Source organism: Agromyces sp. GXQ0307, assembly GCF_044769845.1.
Lineage (GTDB): Bacteria > Actinomycetota > Actinomycetes > Actinomycetales > Microbacteriaceae > Agromyces.
The window spans coordinates 1-17,417 of sequence record NZ_JBIZVY010000002.1 but is presented as its reverse complement, the minus strand read 5'-3'; the positions used below and the strand labels follow the sequence as shown (position 1 = coordinate 17,417).

Annotated in this window: 15 protein-coding genes; 5 read left to right on the top strand and 10 right to left on the bottom strand. The window is 72.2% G+C overall.

Annotated elements, in window-relative coordinates:
- Positions 1 to 36: 36 nt before the first annotated feature.
- Positions 37 to 1,608, top strand: a complete 1,572-nt coding sequence (locus ACIQH8_RS05370; protein WP_400995783.1) for an MFS transporter — start codon at positions 37 to 39, stop codon at positions 1,606 to 1,608.
- Positions 1,609 to 1,636: 28 nt separating this feature from the next.
- Here the strand turns inward: ACIQH8_RS05370 and ACIQH8_RS05365 are convergent, their stop codons facing one another.
- The gene (locus tag ACIQH8_RS05365) at positions 1,637 to 2,290 is read right to left on the bottom strand and encodes an NADPH-dependent F420 reductase (protein WP_400995781.1); all 654 of its coding nucleotides are present in this window, start codon (positions 2,288 to 2,290) and stop codon (positions 1,637 to 1,639) included.
- Between the two features lie 183 nt (positions 2,291 to 2,473).
- Here ACIQH8_RS05365 and ACIQH8_RS05360 point away from each other — a divergent pair, with 183 nt between their 5' ends.
- Positions 2,474 to 3,601, top strand: a complete 1,128-nt coding sequence (locus tag ACIQH8_RS05360; protein WP_400995779.1) for an LLM class flavin-dependent oxidoreductase — start codon at positions 2,474 to 2,476, stop codon at positions 3,599 to 3,601.
- Between the two features lie 38 nt (positions 3,602 to 3,639).
- Here ACIQH8_RS05360 and ACIQH8_RS05355 read toward each other — a convergent pair whose 3' ends face one another.
- The 8 genes from ACIQH8_RS05355 to ACIQH8_RS05320 form a co-directional block, all read right to left on the bottom strand.
- On the bottom strand, positions 3,640 to 4,842 hold the full coding sequence (locus tag ACIQH8_RS05355; RefSeq protein WP_400995777.1) for a cation:proton antiporter: 1,203 nt from the start codon (positions 4,840 to 4,842) through the stop codon (positions 3,640 to 3,642).
- Positions 4,843 to 4,855: 13 nt separating this feature from the next.
- Positions 4,856 to 5,350: a cation:proton antiporter regulatory subunit gene (locus ACIQH8_RS05350; protein WP_400995775.1), complete on the bottom strand. Its 495-nt coding sequence runs from the start codon at positions 5,348 to 5,350 to the stop codon at positions 4,856 to 4,858.
- Positions 5,351 to 5,461: 111 nt separating this feature from the next.
- Positions 5,462 to 6,334: a metal-dependent hydrolase gene (locus tag ACIQH8_RS05345; protein WP_400995772.1), complete on the bottom strand. Its 873-nt coding sequence runs from the start codon at positions 6,332 to 6,334 to the stop codon at positions 5,462 to 5,464.
- The gene (locus ACIQH8_RS05340) at positions 6,334 to 6,513 is read right to left on the bottom strand and encodes a hypothetical protein (RefSeq protein WP_400995769.1); all 180 of its coding nucleotides are present in this window, start codon (positions 6,511 to 6,513) and stop codon (positions 6,334 to 6,336) included. The genes ACIQH8_RS05345 and ACIQH8_RS05340 overlap by 1 nt, the downstream gene beginning before the upstream one ends.
- A gap of 73 nt (positions 6,514 to 6,586) precedes the next feature.
- The gene (locus ACIQH8_RS05335; RefSeq protein ID WP_400995768.1) at positions 6,587 to 7,753 is read right to left on the bottom strand and encodes an acyl-CoA dehydrogenase family protein; all 1,167 of its coding nucleotides are present in this window, start codon (positions 7,751 to 7,753) and stop codon (positions 6,587 to 6,589) included.
- A 9-nt stretch (positions 7,754 to 7,762) separates the two neighbouring features.
- Positions 7,763 to 8,764: a DUF4349 domain-containing protein gene (locus ACIQH8_RS05330; RefSeq protein WP_400995765.1), complete on the bottom strand. Its 1,002-nt coding sequence runs from the start codon at positions 8,762 to 8,764 to the stop codon at positions 7,763 to 7,765.
- Between the two features lie 124 nt (positions 8,765 to 8,888).
- Entirely contained in the window at positions 8,889 to 9,719 is an 831-nt protein-coding gene (locus tag ACIQH8_RS05325; protein WP_400995763.1) for an aldo/keto reductase, read from the bottom strand.
- A 42-nt stretch (positions 9,720 to 9,761) separates the two neighbouring features.
- Positions 9,762 to 10,970 (bottom strand): MFS transporter, encoded by a 1,209-nt coding sequence (locus ACIQH8_RS05320; RefSeq protein ID WP_400995761.1) that lies wholly within the window; start codon positions 10,968 to 10,970, stop codon positions 9,762 to 9,764.
- A gap of 95 nt (positions 10,971 to 11,065) precedes the next feature.
- Between ACIQH8_RS05320 and ACIQH8_RS05315 the strand changes: the two genes are divergently transcribed.
- Both ACIQH8_RS05315 and ACIQH8_RS05310 read left to right on the top strand, forming a co-directional pair.
- Positions 11,066 to 11,401: an ArsR/SmtB family transcription factor gene (locus tag ACIQH8_RS05315; protein ID WP_400995759.1), complete on the top strand. Its 336-nt coding sequence runs from the start codon at positions 11,066 to 11,068 to the stop codon at positions 11,399 to 11,401.
- The gene (locus ACIQH8_RS05310; protein ID WP_400995757.1) at positions 11,398 to 11,901 is read left to right on the top strand and encodes an SRPBCC domain-containing protein; all 504 of its coding nucleotides are present in this window, start codon (positions 11,398 to 11,400) and stop codon (positions 11,899 to 11,901) included. Before ACIQH8_RS05315 ends, ACIQH8_RS05310 begins: the two co-directional genes overlap by 4 nt.
- Here the strand turns inward: ACIQH8_RS05310 and hrpA are convergent.
- Positions 11,891 to 15,985, bottom strand: a complete 4,095-nt coding sequence (gene hrpA / locus ACIQH8_RS05305; protein ID WP_400995755.1) for an ATP-dependent RNA helicase HrpA — start codon at positions 15,983 to 15,985, stop codon at positions 11,891 to 11,893. The two genes, ACIQH8_RS05310 and hrpA, sit on opposite strands and share 11 nt — an antisense overlap.
- Positions 15,986 to 16,116: 131 nt before the next feature.
- Here hrpA and ACIQH8_RS05300 point away from each other — a divergent pair, with 131 nt between their 5' ends.
- Positions 16,117 to 16,962: an aldo/keto reductase gene (locus tag ACIQH8_RS05300; protein ID WP_400995753.1), complete on the top strand. Its 846-nt coding sequence runs from the start codon at positions 16,117 to 16,119 to the stop codon at positions 16,960 to 16,962.
- The last annotated feature ends 455 nt before the right edge of the window (positions 16,963 to 17,417 follow it).

The window sequence follows — 17,417 nt, the reverse complement described above, 5'->3', positions numbered from 1 at the left end:
CCGGCGCAGCCGACGTCCGGGCGTAGGCTGGAGCGGATGTCGCAACCCCCGGTGCCTCCCGTTCGCGAGGCGAACGATCACCGCTGGCGCGCCTACTGGGTGTGCGTCGGCGTCGCAGCACTGACGATCATGGACCTGACCAAGGTCAACGTCGCGCTGCCGTCGATCGAGGACGCGCTCGGTGCCGGGCCGACCGAGCTCGGCCTGCTCGTCTCGGGCTTCGTGCTCGCGTTCGGGCTCACGCTCGTGCCGGCCGGGCGACTCGGCGACCAGGGTTCGCGGAAGACGATGTTCATCGTCGGCCTCAGCCTGTTCGCGGCCACGAGCCTCGTCTGCGCGATCGCGCCGAGTGCGCCCGTGCTGCTCGTCGGCCGCCTGCTGCAGGGCGTGGCCGCCGGCATCCAGATGCCGCAGGTGCTCGGCATGGTGCAGCAGCTCTTCCAGGGCGCGGAGCGCGGGGCGGCGTTCGGCCTCTTCGGCGCGACGATCGGCATCGCGACGGCGTTCGGCCCCACACTCGGCGGTCTCGCGATCGCGATCGGCGGGCCCGACGACGGATGGCGCGGGATCTTCTGGATGAACGTGCCCCTCGCGCTCATCGCCATCGCGTTCGCCGCGCGCCTGCTGCCGGGACGCCCGCCGGGCGACGCGCGGCGCATCTCGCTCGATCCGATCGGGGTCGTCATCTTCGGCGTCGTCGTCGCGTCGCTCATGTGGCCGTTCCTGCTCACCACGGGTTCGCCCGACGACGACCCGGCGCGGTGGTGGACGCTCGTCGTCTTCGCGGTCGCGCTCGGCGCGTTCCTCTGGTGGGAGCGCCGGTACGCGGCATCCGGGCGCGCCCCGCTCGTGCCCCTCGACCTGTTCTCGCTCCGCTCGTACCGGAACGGCACGCTGCTCGCGACCGTGTACTTCGCGGCGATGCCGGCGTCCTTCCTGCTGACGACGCTGTACCTGCAGCAGGGGCTCGGGCTCGAGCCGGTCTTCGCCGGCATGGTGACGATCGGCTTCGCGCTCACGAGCGCGTACACGTCGTGGCTCGGCGGTCGGCTCGTGAACCGGGTCGGGCGCCCGCTCGTGGTCGGGGGTCTGGTCCTGCTGCTCATCGGGTTCGGCCTGCTCGTGCTCGTCGCCGTGGCCACGCCGCCCGAGCTCACGCCGTGGCTCATGGCCGCCGTGATGCTGGTCGGCGGCGCAGGCGGCGGGCTCGTCATCGCGCCGAACCAGGTGCTCGCGCTCGCCGACATCCCGATCCAACGCGGCGGGCTCGCCGGCTCGGTGGGGCAGCTCGGTCAGCGCATCGGCACGGCGATCGGCACCGCCGTCGCGCTCTCGCTGTTCTACTCGACGGTGTACCGCGAGCAGGGTGCCGAGTCCCGCATCGACGTGTTCCACCAGGCGTACGCGGTCGGCATCGCGGCCGTGGGGGCGCTCCTCGTCGTCGCGCTCGTCGTGGGGCTCGTCGACCTGCGGCAGCGCCTCGGCGGCACTCGCCGCGAGCGCGGGCGCGAGCGCGAGCGCGAGTCATCCGACGGTGACGCATCCGACGGTGACGCGCAGGCCCGACCGCTGATCGACCCGCAGAGCGACGGGCCGGTCTCGGCCTGAGGGTGCCGTGCGGCACCGCGCTGTCGCGTCAGGCGGCGACCGCGCGCTCGGCCTCGAGCAGGCGGGCGAGCTCCCGCGCCGAGAGCTCCCGCCCGAAGGCCGGATGGCCCGGCTCGAGCGCGCGACCGTTGGCGAGCACGCCGCCGTCGACCGGATCGAAGCCGAGGTCGTCGACGATGCAGGCGACCGCCGCGCGCGCATCGGCGTCGTCGCCCACGACCGCGATCGCGCGTCGGAGCGGCGAGCCCGACGGCATGGGGGCGTCCTCCATGTCGTGGTAGCCGAGGTGGTTGAGGGACTTCACGACGCGAGCCGAAGGGTTCAGGGCCGCGTGGATCTCGCTGGTCGTGCGCTCATCGGCGTCGACATCGGGGATGTGCCCGTCGACCGGTGGCCAGTAGTTCGTGGCATCCACCACGACCTTGCCGTCGAACGCGCTCCACGGCACGGTCGGCGCCTTGCCGAACGGCACCGCGACGACGATCACGTCGGAGTCCGCGGCGAGGCGGTCGGCGTCGGCCACGCGGGCCCCTGGCGCGACGACCGAGACGAGGAGCTCGAGCGCCGTCTGACGGGGTGAGCCGGTGAGCGCGACCTCGTAGCCCGCGTCGACGAGCAGGCGCGCGAGCGCGGTGCCCACCTTGCCGGCGCCGAAGATGCCGATCGTCGGTCGTTCCGCCACGCGCTCCTCCATTCCCGCCCGGACGCGGGGCGCGCCGACGAGATGTCGGCCGTCCGGCGCCGTCTCCATCGTGAACGCGCCCGCCGGGGCGGGCATTCCCCGAGCCCCACGGAATAGTCTCTCAGCAGACGGGGTTCCGATCAGGTGCATGCACGTGCATCGATCACACGACGGGAGCAGCGGATGGCGCGCAACCACGAATTCGGACTCGACACCTTCGGCGACGTGACCCTCGGTCCGGACGGCGAGCCGCTGCCGCAGGCGCAGGTCCTCCGCAACGTCGTCGAGGAGGCCGAGCTCGCCGATCGCCTCGGCCTCGACTTCTTCGGCGTGGGCGAGCACCACCGGCACGAGTTCGCGATCTCGGCGCCCGAGGTCGTGCTCGCGGCCATCGCCGGCCGCACCGAGCGCATCCACCTCGGCTCCGCCGTCACGGTCCTCAGCTCGGACGACCCCGTGCGCGTCTACCAGCGCTTCGCGACGCTCGACGCGGTCTCGGGCGGACGAGCCGAGGTCATCCTCGGCCGCGGCTCCTTCATCGAGTCGTTCCCGCTGTTCGGCTACGACCTCAGCCAGTACCAGGACCTCTTCGAGGAGAAGCTCAACCTGTTCTCGGCACTGCTGCCGCAGGAGCCCGTGACCTGGACCGGCAAGCTGCGCTCGTCGCTGACCGACCAGGAGGTCTTCCCGAAGGTCGAGCACGGCGGCCTGCGCACGTGGGTCGGGGTCGGCGGCAGCCCGGAGTCCGTCGTGCGCGCCGCGCAGTACGGCCTGCCCCTGGTGCTCGCCATCATCGGCGGCAGCCCGGCACGATTCGCCCCGCTCGCCGACCTCTACCGGAAGGCACTCGCGCAGTTCGGCCACGAGCCGCAGCCGATCGCGGTGCACTCCCCGGGCATCGTCGCCGACACGGACGAGCAGGCGCTCGAGACGCTGTGGCCGCACTACGAGGTCATCATGAATCGCATCGGGCGCGAGCGCGGCTGGGGTGCCGTCACGCGCGAGCACTTCGAGGGCGAGGCGAGCCCGAACGGTGCGCTCTACGCGGGTTCGCCCGACACCGTCGCGCAGAAGATCGCCGCGACGATGCGTGCGCTCGGCGCGCAGCGCTTCGACCTCAAGTACTCCAACGGCACGCTGCCGCACGAGGCGATGCTCCGCACGATCGAGCTGTACGCGACCGAGGTCGTCCCGCGCGTGCGCGAACTCCTCGCCGCCGATGAGGCGGATGCCGCGGGCGAGGCGGATGCCGCGGGCGAGGCGGATGGCGCGGGGGACTCCGACTCGACCGCGGCGGCTCCCGGCGCCTGACCGGGGTCGCCTACGGCTCCCGACGCCTGACGCGCCGCCTACGGCTTCGCCGCGGACAGCCCCGCGCGGCCCGCGGCGGACCGCCGTCGCACGGCGGTGCGGAACCACGCGGCATCCGGCAACCGGGCCAGGAAGCTGCCCGCGAGGATCGTGATCAGCACGTAGCCGGTGGCGAGCGGAGCGAGTGCGGGCTCGATGCCCGAGCCGACCGCGAGCCCCGCGATGACGATCGAGAACTCGCCCCGCGGGGCGAGCACGAGCCCCGCACGCCACTGGCCGAGCGTGCCCACTCCGGCGCGCCGGGCGGCGTACGCACCCGAGACGAGCTTGGTGAGGATCGTCAGGGCGGCGAGCCCCGCGGCCGGCAGCAGCATCGAGAGGATCGCCGCCGAGTCGGTCGCGAGCCCGAAGAAGACGAAGAAGATCGCCGCGAACAGGTCTCGAAGGGGCGTGAGCACGGCGCTCGCGTTCGCCGCCACCCGACCCGAGAGCGCGATGCCGACGAGGAAGGCGCCGACCGCGGCCGAGACGCTCACCTCCGCGGCGAGGCCGGCGACGAGCATGACGAGCCCGAGCACCCCGAGCAGCAGCGGCTCCGCGTGCTCTGCGGGGAAGAAGCGCGAGATCACGTGGCCGTGGCGGAGCGCCAGGAAGAGGATGACGATCACGATCGTGACGGCGATCGCGACGCCGATCGCGCCCTGGACGAGGCTCGCCCCGACGACCAGCGCCGACAGCACCGGCAGGTAGAACGCCATGGCGAGGTCCTCCATGACGAGGATGGCGAGCACCCCGGGCGTCTCGCGGTTGGAGAGCCGACCGAGGTCGCGCAGCAGCTTGGCGATGACGCCCGATGAGGAGACCCAGGTGACGCCCGCGAGGGCGACGGCCGCGATGGGGCCCCAACCGAGGAGGAGTGCGAACGCCGCGCCGGGCAGGGCGTTCATCAGCGCATCGAGGATCCCTGCACGTCGCGAGGAGCGCAGGCCGATGACGAGCTCCTCGGCGGTGTACTCGAGGCCGAGGAGCGCGAGCAGCAGGATGACGCCGATCTCGGCGCCGGTGGCGAAGAACTCCTCGCTCGCATCGAAGGGGAGCAGCCCACCGTTGCCGAAGGCGAGTCCGAGCAGCAGGTAGAACGGGATCGGGGAGAGGCCGATGCGGATGGCGAGGCGCCCCAGGAGGCTCATGGCGAGGAGCAGCGCGCCGACTTCGATGAGGAGCAGCGTGGTCTCGTGCATCGGGCCCCCGGGGTCAGTCGGGGCCGTTGGCGAGCAGTCGGGCCAGTCCGTCGAGTCCGTCGCGCGTTCCGACGGCGACGATCACGTCGCCGGCGCGCAGCATGTCTGCGGGGGTCGGCGACGGGATCACCTGTCCGTCGCGCATGATCGCCACGATCGACGAGTGCGTCCGGGTGCGCGCCTTGGTGTCGCCGAGGGGGTGGTTCAGGTAGGGCGAGTCCGTCGGCAGGGCGATCTGCTCGGTGAACAGCCCGGTCGTCAGGTCGGAGAGGCTGGTGAGCCGGGCGAGCATGACGGAGGCGCCGAGGACGTCGGCGAGGGCTGCGGCCTCGTCGTCGCTCAGCGGAATGGTGTCGCGGCACTCGTCGGGGTCGTCTTCGTCGAAGACCCCGAGATCGCGCTCGCCGTCCCGGTGCGACACCACGCTGATCCGTCGACCGCTCTCGGTCACGAGGTCGTGGCGGAAGCCGATCCCGGGCAGGTCGACCTTCTCGATGCGAATTCCCACGTCCGCCATGCTAGACCCGTCCGGCGACGTCCGGTCCGAGGAACGCTCAGGATTCCGAGGCGCGCGCCCTCGGTTCGGGAGCCGACGGCTCGTCGCCGAGCCGGCGCCGGCTCAGGCGGATGCGGCGGCGCGCGTCGTCATCACGAGCACGGGCGTGCCGCCGTCGTCCTCGACGGCGAACGAGACGCGGACCCCACCCAGCTCGTCGAGTGAGTCGACGTGCGTTCCCCCGCACGGGATCCGCGCGGAGGCGTGCGGGAGCTCGCACACCCACGTGCGGCGGTCGGTGAGGTCGTCGCCCACGCGTTCGATGCGGACCCTCGCGTCGGCGCCGACCCATTCAGCGAGCGTCGCGTCGACGGATGCCGCGAGCTCGTCGAGGCCGTCGGCGAGCCCGGTCGCGTCGAATCCGGCCCGGCGCAACGACTTGTTCAATCGGTAGCGATCGATCGATCCCGACGATTCGATCCGCGACGATGCGATCGCGATGCCGTCGAAGTCGGGGGAGCCGAGGGCGTCCTCGCGCGCAGCCTTCGACCATCGGCCGGCGAGCGCGCGGTTCAGGGCGAGCGAGGCCGCATGGCACGCGGTGTGGCCGATCGAGAGCGCTCGACGGGTCGCGGCATCCGCCTCGAGTTCGACCTCGTCGTCCTCGTGGACGTCGGCGTCGGCGTCGAGGAGGTGCGCGACGAGGAAGGACCAGCCCTCCGTGCCGGGACGCACGGGGAGTGCGCCGACGTGCAGTTCGCCGCCGTCGGTCGCGGCCACCACCGCATCGCGGATCGCGTACTCGCGAGCGCCGACCCGGAGCACGCCCGCGTCGGCGGGCTGGTCGGGCCAGGCGGCATCGACGGGGTGGATGCTCGTCCGGTCCGTGATCACGGCGAGGCGGTCGCCGTGCGGTGCGACGACGAGGACCCGGGCCTCGGCGCGCAGGTCGCCCGCCGGATAGGTGACGATGGTGTCGGTGTCGGGCAGCCCCATCAGACGCCGGACTCGCGCCGGCCGAGGACGTTGAACGGGATGGCGAGCGAGAGCGACACGAGCACGATGCCGCCGAAGAAGACGGGTGCCTCGAAGCCGACCACCACGTCGGCGATGCTGAACACCCACATTCCGAACACGAACAGCGCCATGGCGATGAGGAACGGGAACATGCTCACGAGGGACCTCCTTCGGACGCGGCGCACCGCCGCGGCGCCAGTCTAGCCATGGGACGGGGTCCGCGCGGGGCCCTCAGTCCTGCACCGGTCCGAGCCAGGCGTTCGCGATCGTGTTCAGCGCGGCATCGTCGCTCGAGGGGTGGAAGACGCCGGCGAGCACGTCGCGCTGGAGGCGCCCGAGCTCGTTCCCGGCGAAGTAGGTCGCGCCACCGGCGACCCGGACGGCGGCGTCGACGACCTCGCGCGCCGTCTGCACGGTCCGCACCTTCACGCCCGAGAGCTTGGCGAACCAGAAGGCGCCATGGTCGGTGCCGTCGGCGACGTCGTCCGCGAGCGCGACGAGCTGGGGCGCGACGGCGTCGAGTGCGAGCGCGGCCTCGGCGATACGTCGGCGCACGGCGGGATCCTCGGAACGGGGGAGGCCGGTGCGAGCCGAGGTGCGCGAGCGTGCGGCGTCGACCGCGAGCACCAGCGCCCGCTCGGCGAGCCCCGCGTAGACGGCGCTCAGGAACAGCTCGAAGCACGCGAAGATCGCGAACACGAACGGGTCCGGGTTGGGACCGGGGTCGAGGCGGCGCACGATCCGGTCGGATGCCGCGGCCGCGCCGTCGAGCACGGTGGTGCGGCTCTGCGTGGCGCGCATGCCGATCGTGTCCCAGTCGTCGAGGGTCCGCACGTCGGGGTCCTCGCGGTCGATGAAGCCGTAGACGAGCTTCGGGCCGTCGGCCGACGCCGTGTCGAGCCCGTGCACCCCGAGCCGCGTCCACGCGGGCGAGAGCGAGGTGAAGATCTTCCGGCCGGTGTACCGGACGCTCCCGTCGGGCTGCGGATCGGCGACGGTGCCCGAGCCGAACAGCATGAGGTCGTTCCCGGCCTCGCTGATGCCGAAGGCGAAGACCTCGCCGGCGGCCGCCTCGGACAGCACGAAGTCGAGGGCGTCGTCGCCGCGGTCGTGGAGCACGCGTGCGACGCCGGTCCAGACCAGGTGCATGTTCACGCCGAGGGCGGTCGCCGGGGCCGCGGTCGCGAGCCGCGACTGCGCCCGCACGACGTCGGCGAGGCTCCAGCCGAGGCCGCCGAGACCGGCGGGCACGAGTGCCCCGAGGTAGCCGAGGTCCGCGAGCTCGGCGAGGTCCTCGGCGAAGAACGCGTTCTCGCGATCGTAACCCGCGGCGCGTTCGCGGAACCGGGTGAGCAGGTCGTCGTCGAGCAGGGATTCCGGGGTCGTGTCGGCGGTCACGGCGCCAGCCTACGCCGGGCGGTCGGTCTCGCTTCCGGTGCCCGTCGGGGCGTCGGCGGCCTCCGGCGGGCCGCTCGCGCTCGCGGGAGTCGCGGTCCCGCTTCCGCTCCCCGCCGTCGTGGCACCGTGACCATCTCGCGACCCGCGCCCGCCGCGGGTCGCGAGCACGATGATCCCGACCACGATCGCGGCGATCACCGCGAGCAGTGCGAGCCACGGCAGCATGACGCCGATCACCACGAGCAGGCCCGACACGAACCCGACCAGCGCGTTCCATCCGGCGACGATGCCGCTCCAGAAGTCGTTCGGGCCGGCCTCGGGTGCGAGGCCCTCCGACAGCAGCTCGACCGTGAGCGTCGAGTAGTCGACCTGATCGACGAGTGCGTCGCGTTGGGCCGTGAGCGCGTCGAGCTCCGACTGACGGGTGGTGAGCTCGGACTCGATCGCGATGAGGTCGCCGACGTCGTCGGCCTCCGCGAGGAGCGAGCGCAGCCGATCGACGGAGGTCTGCAGCGACTCGATCCGCGAGTCGAGGTCCCGCCGCTGCCGGCTCACGTCGGTGGAGTCGAGCTGGACCGAGTCGACCTCGCCGAGTTCCCTGAGATCGGCGAGCACGTCGTCGAAGCGGTCGGCGGGGATCCGCACGACGAGCGTCGCCCGCGCCTGCTGGGTCTCGGTGCCGGGGGTCTCGTTGCGGCTGTCGATGCGTCCGTCGGCGGCGTCGACCAGCGCGGCGACCTCGGCGGCCGAGTCGATGGGGTCGTCGACGGTGATCGCCATCCAGCCGGTCGTGATGACGTCCTGGTCCTGCTCGATCGAGCCGGCCTGCTCGTCCTCGGTGAACGGCTGCTCGTCGCGCGGCGCGACGCCGCCGCCGTCGGCGGGCGCCTCCATTCCGATGTCGGGCTCGGACGTGCCGCTGTCGGAGCCTCCCGAGGCCATGCTGCAGCCCGTGAGGAGGAGCGCGGAGAGGGCGACGAGCCCTGCGATTCGGATTCCTCGGCTGTCCATGCGGTCACCGTAGCCCCGCGGCCGGATCCGATGTCTGGATGCCGGCTGCAAGTCGGGTCACGATCGGGTTGCGGCCCGCTGTGAGCGTGCAGGCCGAGACGGATGCCGCGTCCCGCGCGCCTCGTCAGTCGGAATCGGGGTCCCGGCCCGTGCGCTCGCCGGACTCGAGGGTGGCGATGGCCGCGACATCCGCGTCGTCGAGCTCGAACGAGAACACGTCGAGGTTCTCGGCGATGCGCTCCGGGCTGGAGGCCTTCGGGATCACGATCGTGCCCTGCGCGACGTGCCACGCGAGGACGACCTGCGCGACCGAGCGGCCGTGCTTCGTGGCGATGGGCTCGAGCACCGGGTCGCCGAGCAGGCGCCCGCGCGCGAGCGGCGACCAGGCCTCGGTGCGGATGCCCGCCTGCTCGTGGAACGCCCGGAGCCCCCGCTGCGGCAGCCACGGGTGCAGTTCGACCTGGTTCACCACGGGCGCGACGCCGGTCTCGTCGATGATCCGCTCGAGGTGGTGCGCGTGGAAGTTCGAGACGCCGATCGAGGTGGTGCGACCCTCGTCGCGGAGGCGCACCAGCGCCCGCCAGGTGTCGACGTACCGGTCGCGCGACGGCACCGGCCAGTGGATGAGGAAGAGGTCGAGCCGGTCGAGCCCGAAACGCTCCATCGCCCCATCGAACGCGCGGAGCGTCTCGTCGTAGCCGTGGTCGTCGTTCCACACCTTGCTCGTGACGAAGAGCTCCTCGCGGGGCAGGCCGCACTCGCGCACGGCGGCGCCCGCCTCGGCCTCGTTCCCGTAGAGGGCCGCGGTGTCGAGGTGGCGGTAGCCGAGCTCGATCGCGGAGAGCGCGAGCCGCGTGGCATCCGCCACCGGCACCTTGTACATGCCGTAGCCGACCTGCGGGATCGCGCGGCCGTCGGCGAGGGGGATCATGGGTGCGAGGGGCGGATGCGGCATCCGTTCGCCTTTCGTCTCTGGGTCGCGTCGGCGTCGAGCCCGTCAGCTCGGCGTGATCGTGACCGGTTCGGTGTCGGGGATCGGGCTCGCGTCGCGGCCGCGCAGGTCGGGGTGCCATCGCCGCGCGAGCGCGGGGACGACGAAGCCGAGGAAGGCGAGCACGGTCGCCGCCCAGAACGCGCCGACCGCGTCGAAGCCGTCGATGAGGAAGCCCGCGAGCGCCGAGCCGAGCGCGGCGCCGATGAGCTGGCCCGTGCCGACCCATCCGTAGGCCTCGGCGGTGTCGGAGAACTTCACGCTCGCCGAGACGATCGCGAAGAGCACCGCGAGCGCCGGCGCGATGCCGATGCCCGCGATGAAGAGCGTGAGCGCGAGCCACCAGAAGTCCATCGAGAAGGCCGCGAGCGCCGTGCCGGCGAACACGATGAACATGCGGCGGGCCGTCGACCACGGGCCGATCGGGACGTGCCCGAGGCCGAGCCCGCCCGCGAGGCTGCCGATCGAGAAGATCGCGAGCACGATGCCGGCCTCGGCGCCGTCGTGGCCGAATGCCGCGACCACGCCGGCCTCGATCGCGGCGCACGCGCCGATGAGGAGGAAGCCCACGATCGTCGCGAGCATGACGGGCGGGCGCGTGAGCACCGTGCCGAACGCGCGCTTGGAGCGGGGGATGCGCACGCGACCCAGTTCGGGCGACGAGATGAACCAGATTCCGCCGACGACCATGAGCGCCGCGGCGAGCAGGATGCCCCACACCGTGCCGATCTGCGTCGAGACGAACGTCGTGACGACCGGGCCGACGACCCAGATGATCTCCTGCGCGGAGGCGTCGAGCGAGAAGAGCGGCGTCAGCTGCCGGGAGTTGACCATCTTCGGGTAGATCGTGCGGACGGCCGGCTGCACCGGCGGCGTCGAGAGCCCGCACACGAGGCCGATCGCCATGTAGAGCGGCACCGTGAGCGGCAGCACGCCGATGGCGACGACGGAGGCCACGCAGACGACGAGCGTCGTGATGAGCACGGGTCGCATGCCGAACCGGCCCATGAGTCGACTCGTCAGCGGTCCGGCGATCGCCTGCCCGATCGAGGTGGCCGCGAGCACGAGGCCGGCCGCGCCGTAGGAGCCGGTCTGCTGCTCGACGTGCAGCAGGAACGCGAGCGAGAGCATGCCGGAGGGGAATCGTGCGGTCAGCTGGGCGGCGATGATGCGCGCGACGCCCTTGGTCCTGAGGAGATCTGTGTAGCCGGCCACGGTGGCTCGATCCTATCGACGCGGATGCCGCCCGCCCGCGCGGCTCGATCGCATCAGTCCTTCCGTATATAACAGCAGGATGATAGGATGTGGCCGTGCACGCGTTCGATGTCCTGGGCGACCCGGTGCGCCGCCGCATCCTCGACCTCCTCGCCGACGGCGAGCGCCCGGCGGGATCGGTGGTCGACGTCGTCGCGGGGGAGTTCGGCATCACGCAGCCGGCCGTGTCGCGGCACCTGCGGATCCTGCGCGAGCACGGATTCGCAACCGTCCGCGCCGACGGCGCTCGCCGGATCTACGCGCTCGAACGTGCCGGTCTCGACGAGGCCGGCGCACAGCTCGAACGCTACCGGCGGCTCTGGCCGCAGCGACTCGACGCGCTGCACACCGAGATCGCGCGCGGTGCGCGCGCCCGACGGAAGGACGCATGATGGCCGTCACCGGGGAGATCCACGCCGACGAGCCCGGCTTCCGGCTCTCGTTCGACGATGTCTACGACACCGACCCCGACGATCTCTGGGAGGCGATCACCACCCCCGAGCGCCTCGCGCGCTGGATGGCGGCGTATCGCGGCGACTTCCGGCTCGGTGGGCACTGGCAGGCGCTCACGCGCGACGGCGAGGTCTACTGCGACGGCGAGGTCGTCTCGTGCGACCGGCCGAACGGCTTCACGACGACGTGGACCGTGGTCGGCGAGGCGCCGACGTTCCTCACGGTCCGCCTCGAGCCCGAGGGGGCGCGCACCCGACTCAGCCTCCAGCACGAGCACGTCACACGGCCCGACTACGGGCCCGGCTGGCACACCTACCTCGAGAGCCTCGCCTGGCACCTCGCCGACCCGGCCGCCCCGAAGGACCGCGCCCGGTGGGACGCCCGGTTCGACGAGCTGGAACCCGGCTACGCCGAGCGGCTCGCCGCGCTCACTCGGTGAGCGCCTTGACGACGCGCTTGACCGAGACGGTCTCGGCCGTGCGCAGTTCCTGCGCGAAGAGGCCGACGCGGAGCTCCTCGAGCATCCACCTGACCCGCACGAGCCGGGCATCGGCCTCGGCGGCGATCGGGAACGTGCCGCCCGCCTTCTCGTAGGCCGTCCGGGCCTGGTCGAACTCGGTCACGACCTGCCGGTCGCGCCCCGGGTTCTCCTGCATGCGGCGCACCCGGACGGTGATCGCCTCGAGGTAACGCGGAAGGTGCCGCAGCCGATCGAGCCCCGTGGCCGACACGAATCCGGAGGGCACGAGCGCCTCGAGCTGCGACCGGGCGTCGGCGAGCGCCGACATGAGCTGCAGGCTCGAGGCCTTCGAGATCGCCCGGTCGGCGTCCCGCGCTGCGACGAGGATCCTCGACACGAGGCCCACGGTCTCGAACATCCGATCCACGACGTTCGCCGACACGGCGTCGCGCGCGGCCTCGAACTCGGCGCGCGTGCGCACGAGCCCGTCCGCGTGCCGCTCGCGCAGCTCGGCGTCGACGACGGCCGCGAGGCAGTCGTCGAGCAGTGCGCGCGGGCCCGCATAGGCGCTCGAGGCCAGCGCGAGCTTCTCCTGGTTCGACAGGTGCTCCTGCACGTACGCCACCGGCGTCGGCGTCGCGATGATGAGCAGGCGGCGGATGCCGCGGCGCGACTCACGGTCGCGCTCGTCCTCGGTCGCGACCAGGCGCAGTGCGACCGAGGCGCCCTCGTCGACGAGCGCGGGATAGGCGCGCACCACGTTGCCCGCCTGCCGGGTGTCGACGTGCGACGGCAGCTCGTCCCAGTCCCAGGTCGTGAGGCCGGTGCGTTCGGCGAAGGTCGGGCCCGACGCACCGGTTCCACCGGGCGCCCCGCCGTGGGCGCCGCGACGCGACGGGTCACGGTCGTCGCGAGCTGGGGCTCCCGTACCCGTCGCGCGGCCGCCGTCCGTCGAGCCCGCGGCATCCGCCCGGCCATGCCCCCGGCGACCGCTGGGTGCGTCGGCGAACGTCGAGGCGACGGCCCTGGCCGCCCGCTCGGCGAGGCGCGCCTGCAGTGCGGCGAGGTCCTTGTCGTCGCCCGCGGTCCGTCCGCGTTCGTCGACCGCCCGGAACGTCACGCGCAGGTGCGGGGGGACCCGCTCGAGGTCGAAGTCGTCGGCCGTGACCGGCGCATAGGTGAGGCGCTTGACGATCCCGGCGACGGTCTCGGCGAACGGCGGGCGCGACTCGCCCGATTCGGGCCCCTCCGGCAGCTCGGCGGCGATCTTCGCCGCCCACTCCGCGGCCGGCACGACCTGCCGGCGCAGCACCTTCGGGAGCGTCCGCAGCATCGCGGTGATGAGCTCATCGCGGAAGCCCGGCACCTGCCAGTCGAAGCCGGCGGGCTCGAGGCGCGGCAGCAGCACGAGCGGCACCTGCACGGTCACGCCGTCGTCCTCGGCGCCGGGTTCGAAGCGGTACCGCAGCGTGAGCGTCTGATCGCCCTGCCGCCACCGGTCGGGCAGGCCGCCGTTCGTCTCGACCTCGTCATCGCCCAGGAGATCGGCCCGCGTCATCGTGAGGAGATCCGGATGCGCACGGTGCTCACCACGCCACCAGCGCTCGAACGCGCGCGCGTCCGTGGCATCCGCCGGCAGTCGCTGATCGTAGAAGGCGACCACGGCCTCGTCGCCCGCGAGCACGTCGCGGCGACGAGTGCGTTCCTCGAGCTCGCCGAGCTCGCGACGAAGCTCGCGGTTGCGACGCACGAACGCGAACACCCGCGTGTCGAGCCGGTTCCAGTCCCAGTCCTCCTCGACGAGCGCATGCCGGATGAACAGCTCGCGCGCGAGGGCGGCGTCGACCCGGGCCAGCTGGATGCGGCGCTTCGGGATGATCGGGACGCCGAACAGCAGCACCTTCTCGTCGGCGACGGCCGAACCCTGGCGTCGCTCCCAGCGCGGCGACGAGTACGAGCGCTTCGCGAGGGGGCCCGCGAGCTGCTCGGCCCACGCCGGGTCGATCGCCGCGGCGGTGCGGGCGAACAGGCGGCTCGTCTCGACGAGCTCGGCCGACATGATCGCGGCCGGCGGCTTCTTCGCGAGGGCCGAGCCCGGGAACACCACGAAGCGCGCGTTGCGGGCGCCCGCGAACTCGGGCGTCTGGCGGCGGCCGCGACGCTCGGCCTCGCGCTGGGTGCCGGCCCCGCCGCGCCCGCTCGAGGTGCGGCTGTCGTCGCGGATGCCGATCTGCGAGAGCAGCCCGGCCAGCAGCGACCGGTGGATGCCGTCGGGGTTCGGCGCACCCGGCGCCGTCGCCACGTGGAGCCCCAGCGGCTTCGCGAGCCGCACGAGCTGTCGATAGAGGTCCTGCCACTCGCGCACGCGCAGGTAGTTGAGGTGTTCGGAGCGGCACATGCGGCGGAAGGCGCTGCCCGAGAGCTCGCGCTGCTGCTCCTCGAGGTGGTTCCAGAGGTTGAGGAGCGTCAGGAAGTCGCTCGTCGGGTCGACGAACCGCCGATGCATCTCGTCGGCCTGCTCGCGACGCTCGAGCGGGCGCTCGCGCGGGTCCTGGATGGTGAGCCCCGCGACGATCGCGAGCACCTCGCGGCTCACGCCCTGCGCCTTCGACTCGAGCACCATGCGCGCGAACCGCGGCTCGATCGGCAGTCGCGCCAGCTGCCGCCCGATCCGGGTGAGCTGCGGGCCGCGATCGACGTCCGGTGGTCGAGTAGCACGCGGCGTAGCCGCGCGCGTATCGAGACCCTCGTCGATCGCCCCGAGCTCGCGCAGCAGGTCGACGCCGTCGCGGATGCCGCGCGCGTCGGGCGGCGTCAGGAACGGGAAGTCCTCGACCGCGCCGAGCCCGAGCGAGGCCATCTGCAGGATGACGGCCGCGAGGTTCGTGCGGAGGATCTCCGGGTCGGTGAACTCCGAGCGCTTCTCGAAGTCGTCCTCCGAGTAGAGGCGGATGGCGATGCCGTCGCTCGTCCGGCCCGACCGCCCGGACCGCTGGTTCGCCGACGCCTGCGAGATCGGCTCGATCGGGAGTCGCTGCACCTTCGACCTGGCCGAGTAGCGACTGATGCGTGCGGTGCCCGCATCGACGACGTACCGGATGCCGGGAACGGTGAGGCTCGTCTCGGCGACGTTCGTGGCGAGCACCACCCGGCGCCGCAGCCCCGCGACCTTCGACGGCTCGAACACGCGGTGCTGGTCGGCCGACGACAGCCGCCCGTACAACGGCAGCACCTCGGTCACGTCGGCCGCGCCGCGCCGCGCGGCGTGCGCGCGCACGGCCGCCTCGGCATCGCGGATCTCGCTCTCGCCGGAGAGGAAGACGAGCACGTCGCCGGGCGCCTCGCGCCCCAGCTCGTCGAGGGCGTCGAGGATGCCGCGCTGGATGTCGCGATCCTCGGCGGCCGCGCCCTCGTCGTCGGCCTCGTCGCCGCCCGATCCGGCGGACTCGGCCGCGAGCGGCCGATAGCGGACCTCCACCGGGTACGTGCGGCCCGACACCTCGATGATCGGGGCCGGCTCGCCCGAGCCATCCGCGAAGTGCGCCGCGAAGCTCTCGGGGTCGATCGTCGCACTCGTGATGACGACCCGCAGGTCTGGTCGGCGGGGGAGCAGGCGCTTCAGGTACCCGAGCAGGAAGTCGATGTTGAGGCTGCGCTCGTGGGCCTCGTCGATGATGATCGTGTCGTAGCGGCGCAGGTCGCGATCGCGGTGGATCTCGTTCAGCAGGATGCCGTCGGTCATCACCTTGATGCGCGTGGCCTCGCTCGCGCGATCGGTGAACCGCACCTGGTAGCCGACGAGGTCGCCGAGCTCGACGCCGAGCTCCTCCGAGACGCGCTCGGCGATGGTCCGCGCCGCGATCCTCCTGGGCTGCGTGTGCGCGATCGACTCGCGCCCCAGCTCGAGGCAGATCTTCGGCAGCTGGGTCGTCTTGCCCGAGCCGGTCGCGCCCGCGACGATGACGACCTGATGGTCTCGGATGGCGCGTGCGATGTCGTCGCGTCGACCGCTGACCGGCAGGTCGGCCGGGTACGTGATCGTGGCGGGGACGGGCGCAGGCATAGCCCTCCATCCTAACGACGGATGGCGCATGACCCCTCGCACCGCGGGGACGGCGGGGAGGCTGCGACATCCGCCTTCGCGCCGGGCGAACAGGGGATGGAATTCACGCGGCAGCCGTGTTGCATGTGCGTATGACCCAGATCTCGACCAATCCGGTTCCACGCGTGCAGCTGAACGACGGCCACTCGATCCCCCAGCTCGGCTTCGGGGTGTTCAAGGTCGACCCGGCGGAGACCGAGCGCATCGTCGCCGACGCGCTCGAGGTCGGGTACCGACACCTCGACACCGCGCGCATCTACGGCAACGAGGAGGGCGTCGGTCGGGCGGTCGCGGCCTCCGGCCTCCCGCGCGAGGAGCTGTACGTGACGACCAAGCTCTGGAACGACGACCAGGGAACCCGATCGGCGTTCGACGCCTTCGAGGGAAGCCTGGAGCGCCTCGGCCTCGAGTACGTCGACCTGTATCTGATCCACTGGCCGGTTCCCGCGCAGGACCGCTACGTCGAGTCGTGGCGTGCGCTCGAGCAGATCCGCGAGTCGGGCCGCGCCCGCTCGGTCGGCGTCTCGAACTTCATGGTCCCGCACCTGCGGCGACTGCTCGACGAGACCGACATCGTGCCGGCTGTCGACCAGATCGAGCTCCACCCGGCTCATCAGCAGCCCGAGACGACCGCCTTCGCCGCCGAGCACGGCATCGCGATCGAGTCGTGGGGTCCCCTCGGACAGGGCAAGTACCCCCTGCTCGAACTGCCCGAGGTGGTCGACGCGGCAGCGGCCCACTCGAAGTCGCCGGCGCAGGTGGTCATCCGGTGGCACCTGCAGCGGGGCTTCATCGTCTTCCCGAAGTCGAACCGGCGCGAGCGCATGGCGGACAACTTCGACGTCTTCGACTTCGCGCTCTCCGACAGCGAGATGGATCGCATCACGGCGGTCGAGCGCGTCGGTCGGCTCGGCCCCGACCCGCAGCACTTCGGCTGAGCGATCTCGCCCCTGATCGGGGGCTCGGCCGGGCGGGCCGGCGCCCGCCGCGGGCGAGCGGATGGCGCGACACGCGCGGGATCCGAGACCGATTTGTGATCCCGGGGCGGCGCTGCGTATGGTTATACCCGTCGCCGCAGCGGCCGGGAGCGAACGCCCCGGATGCCGCGGAACGGTCTTAGCCAAACAGCCTCGAAGGCGCTCCATTGCGACTCGGTTGCTTCAAGCCTAAGATGACGATTCCACTCCTCCTCGGACTCACGGCCACGCGGTCGGGGTCCCGGATCACACATGCGGTCGGTTCGGCCGGCTGGGATCCGCGGGAGTGCGTGGTACAGTAGGGAAGTTGCCCTGAGGGCAGGCCGTGAGGCTGGAACTCGGGTGCGTCCGTTCCTTGAGAACTCAACAGCGTGCACTATGTTCAATGCCAATTTTTGAACCCCGTGTTTCCTGCT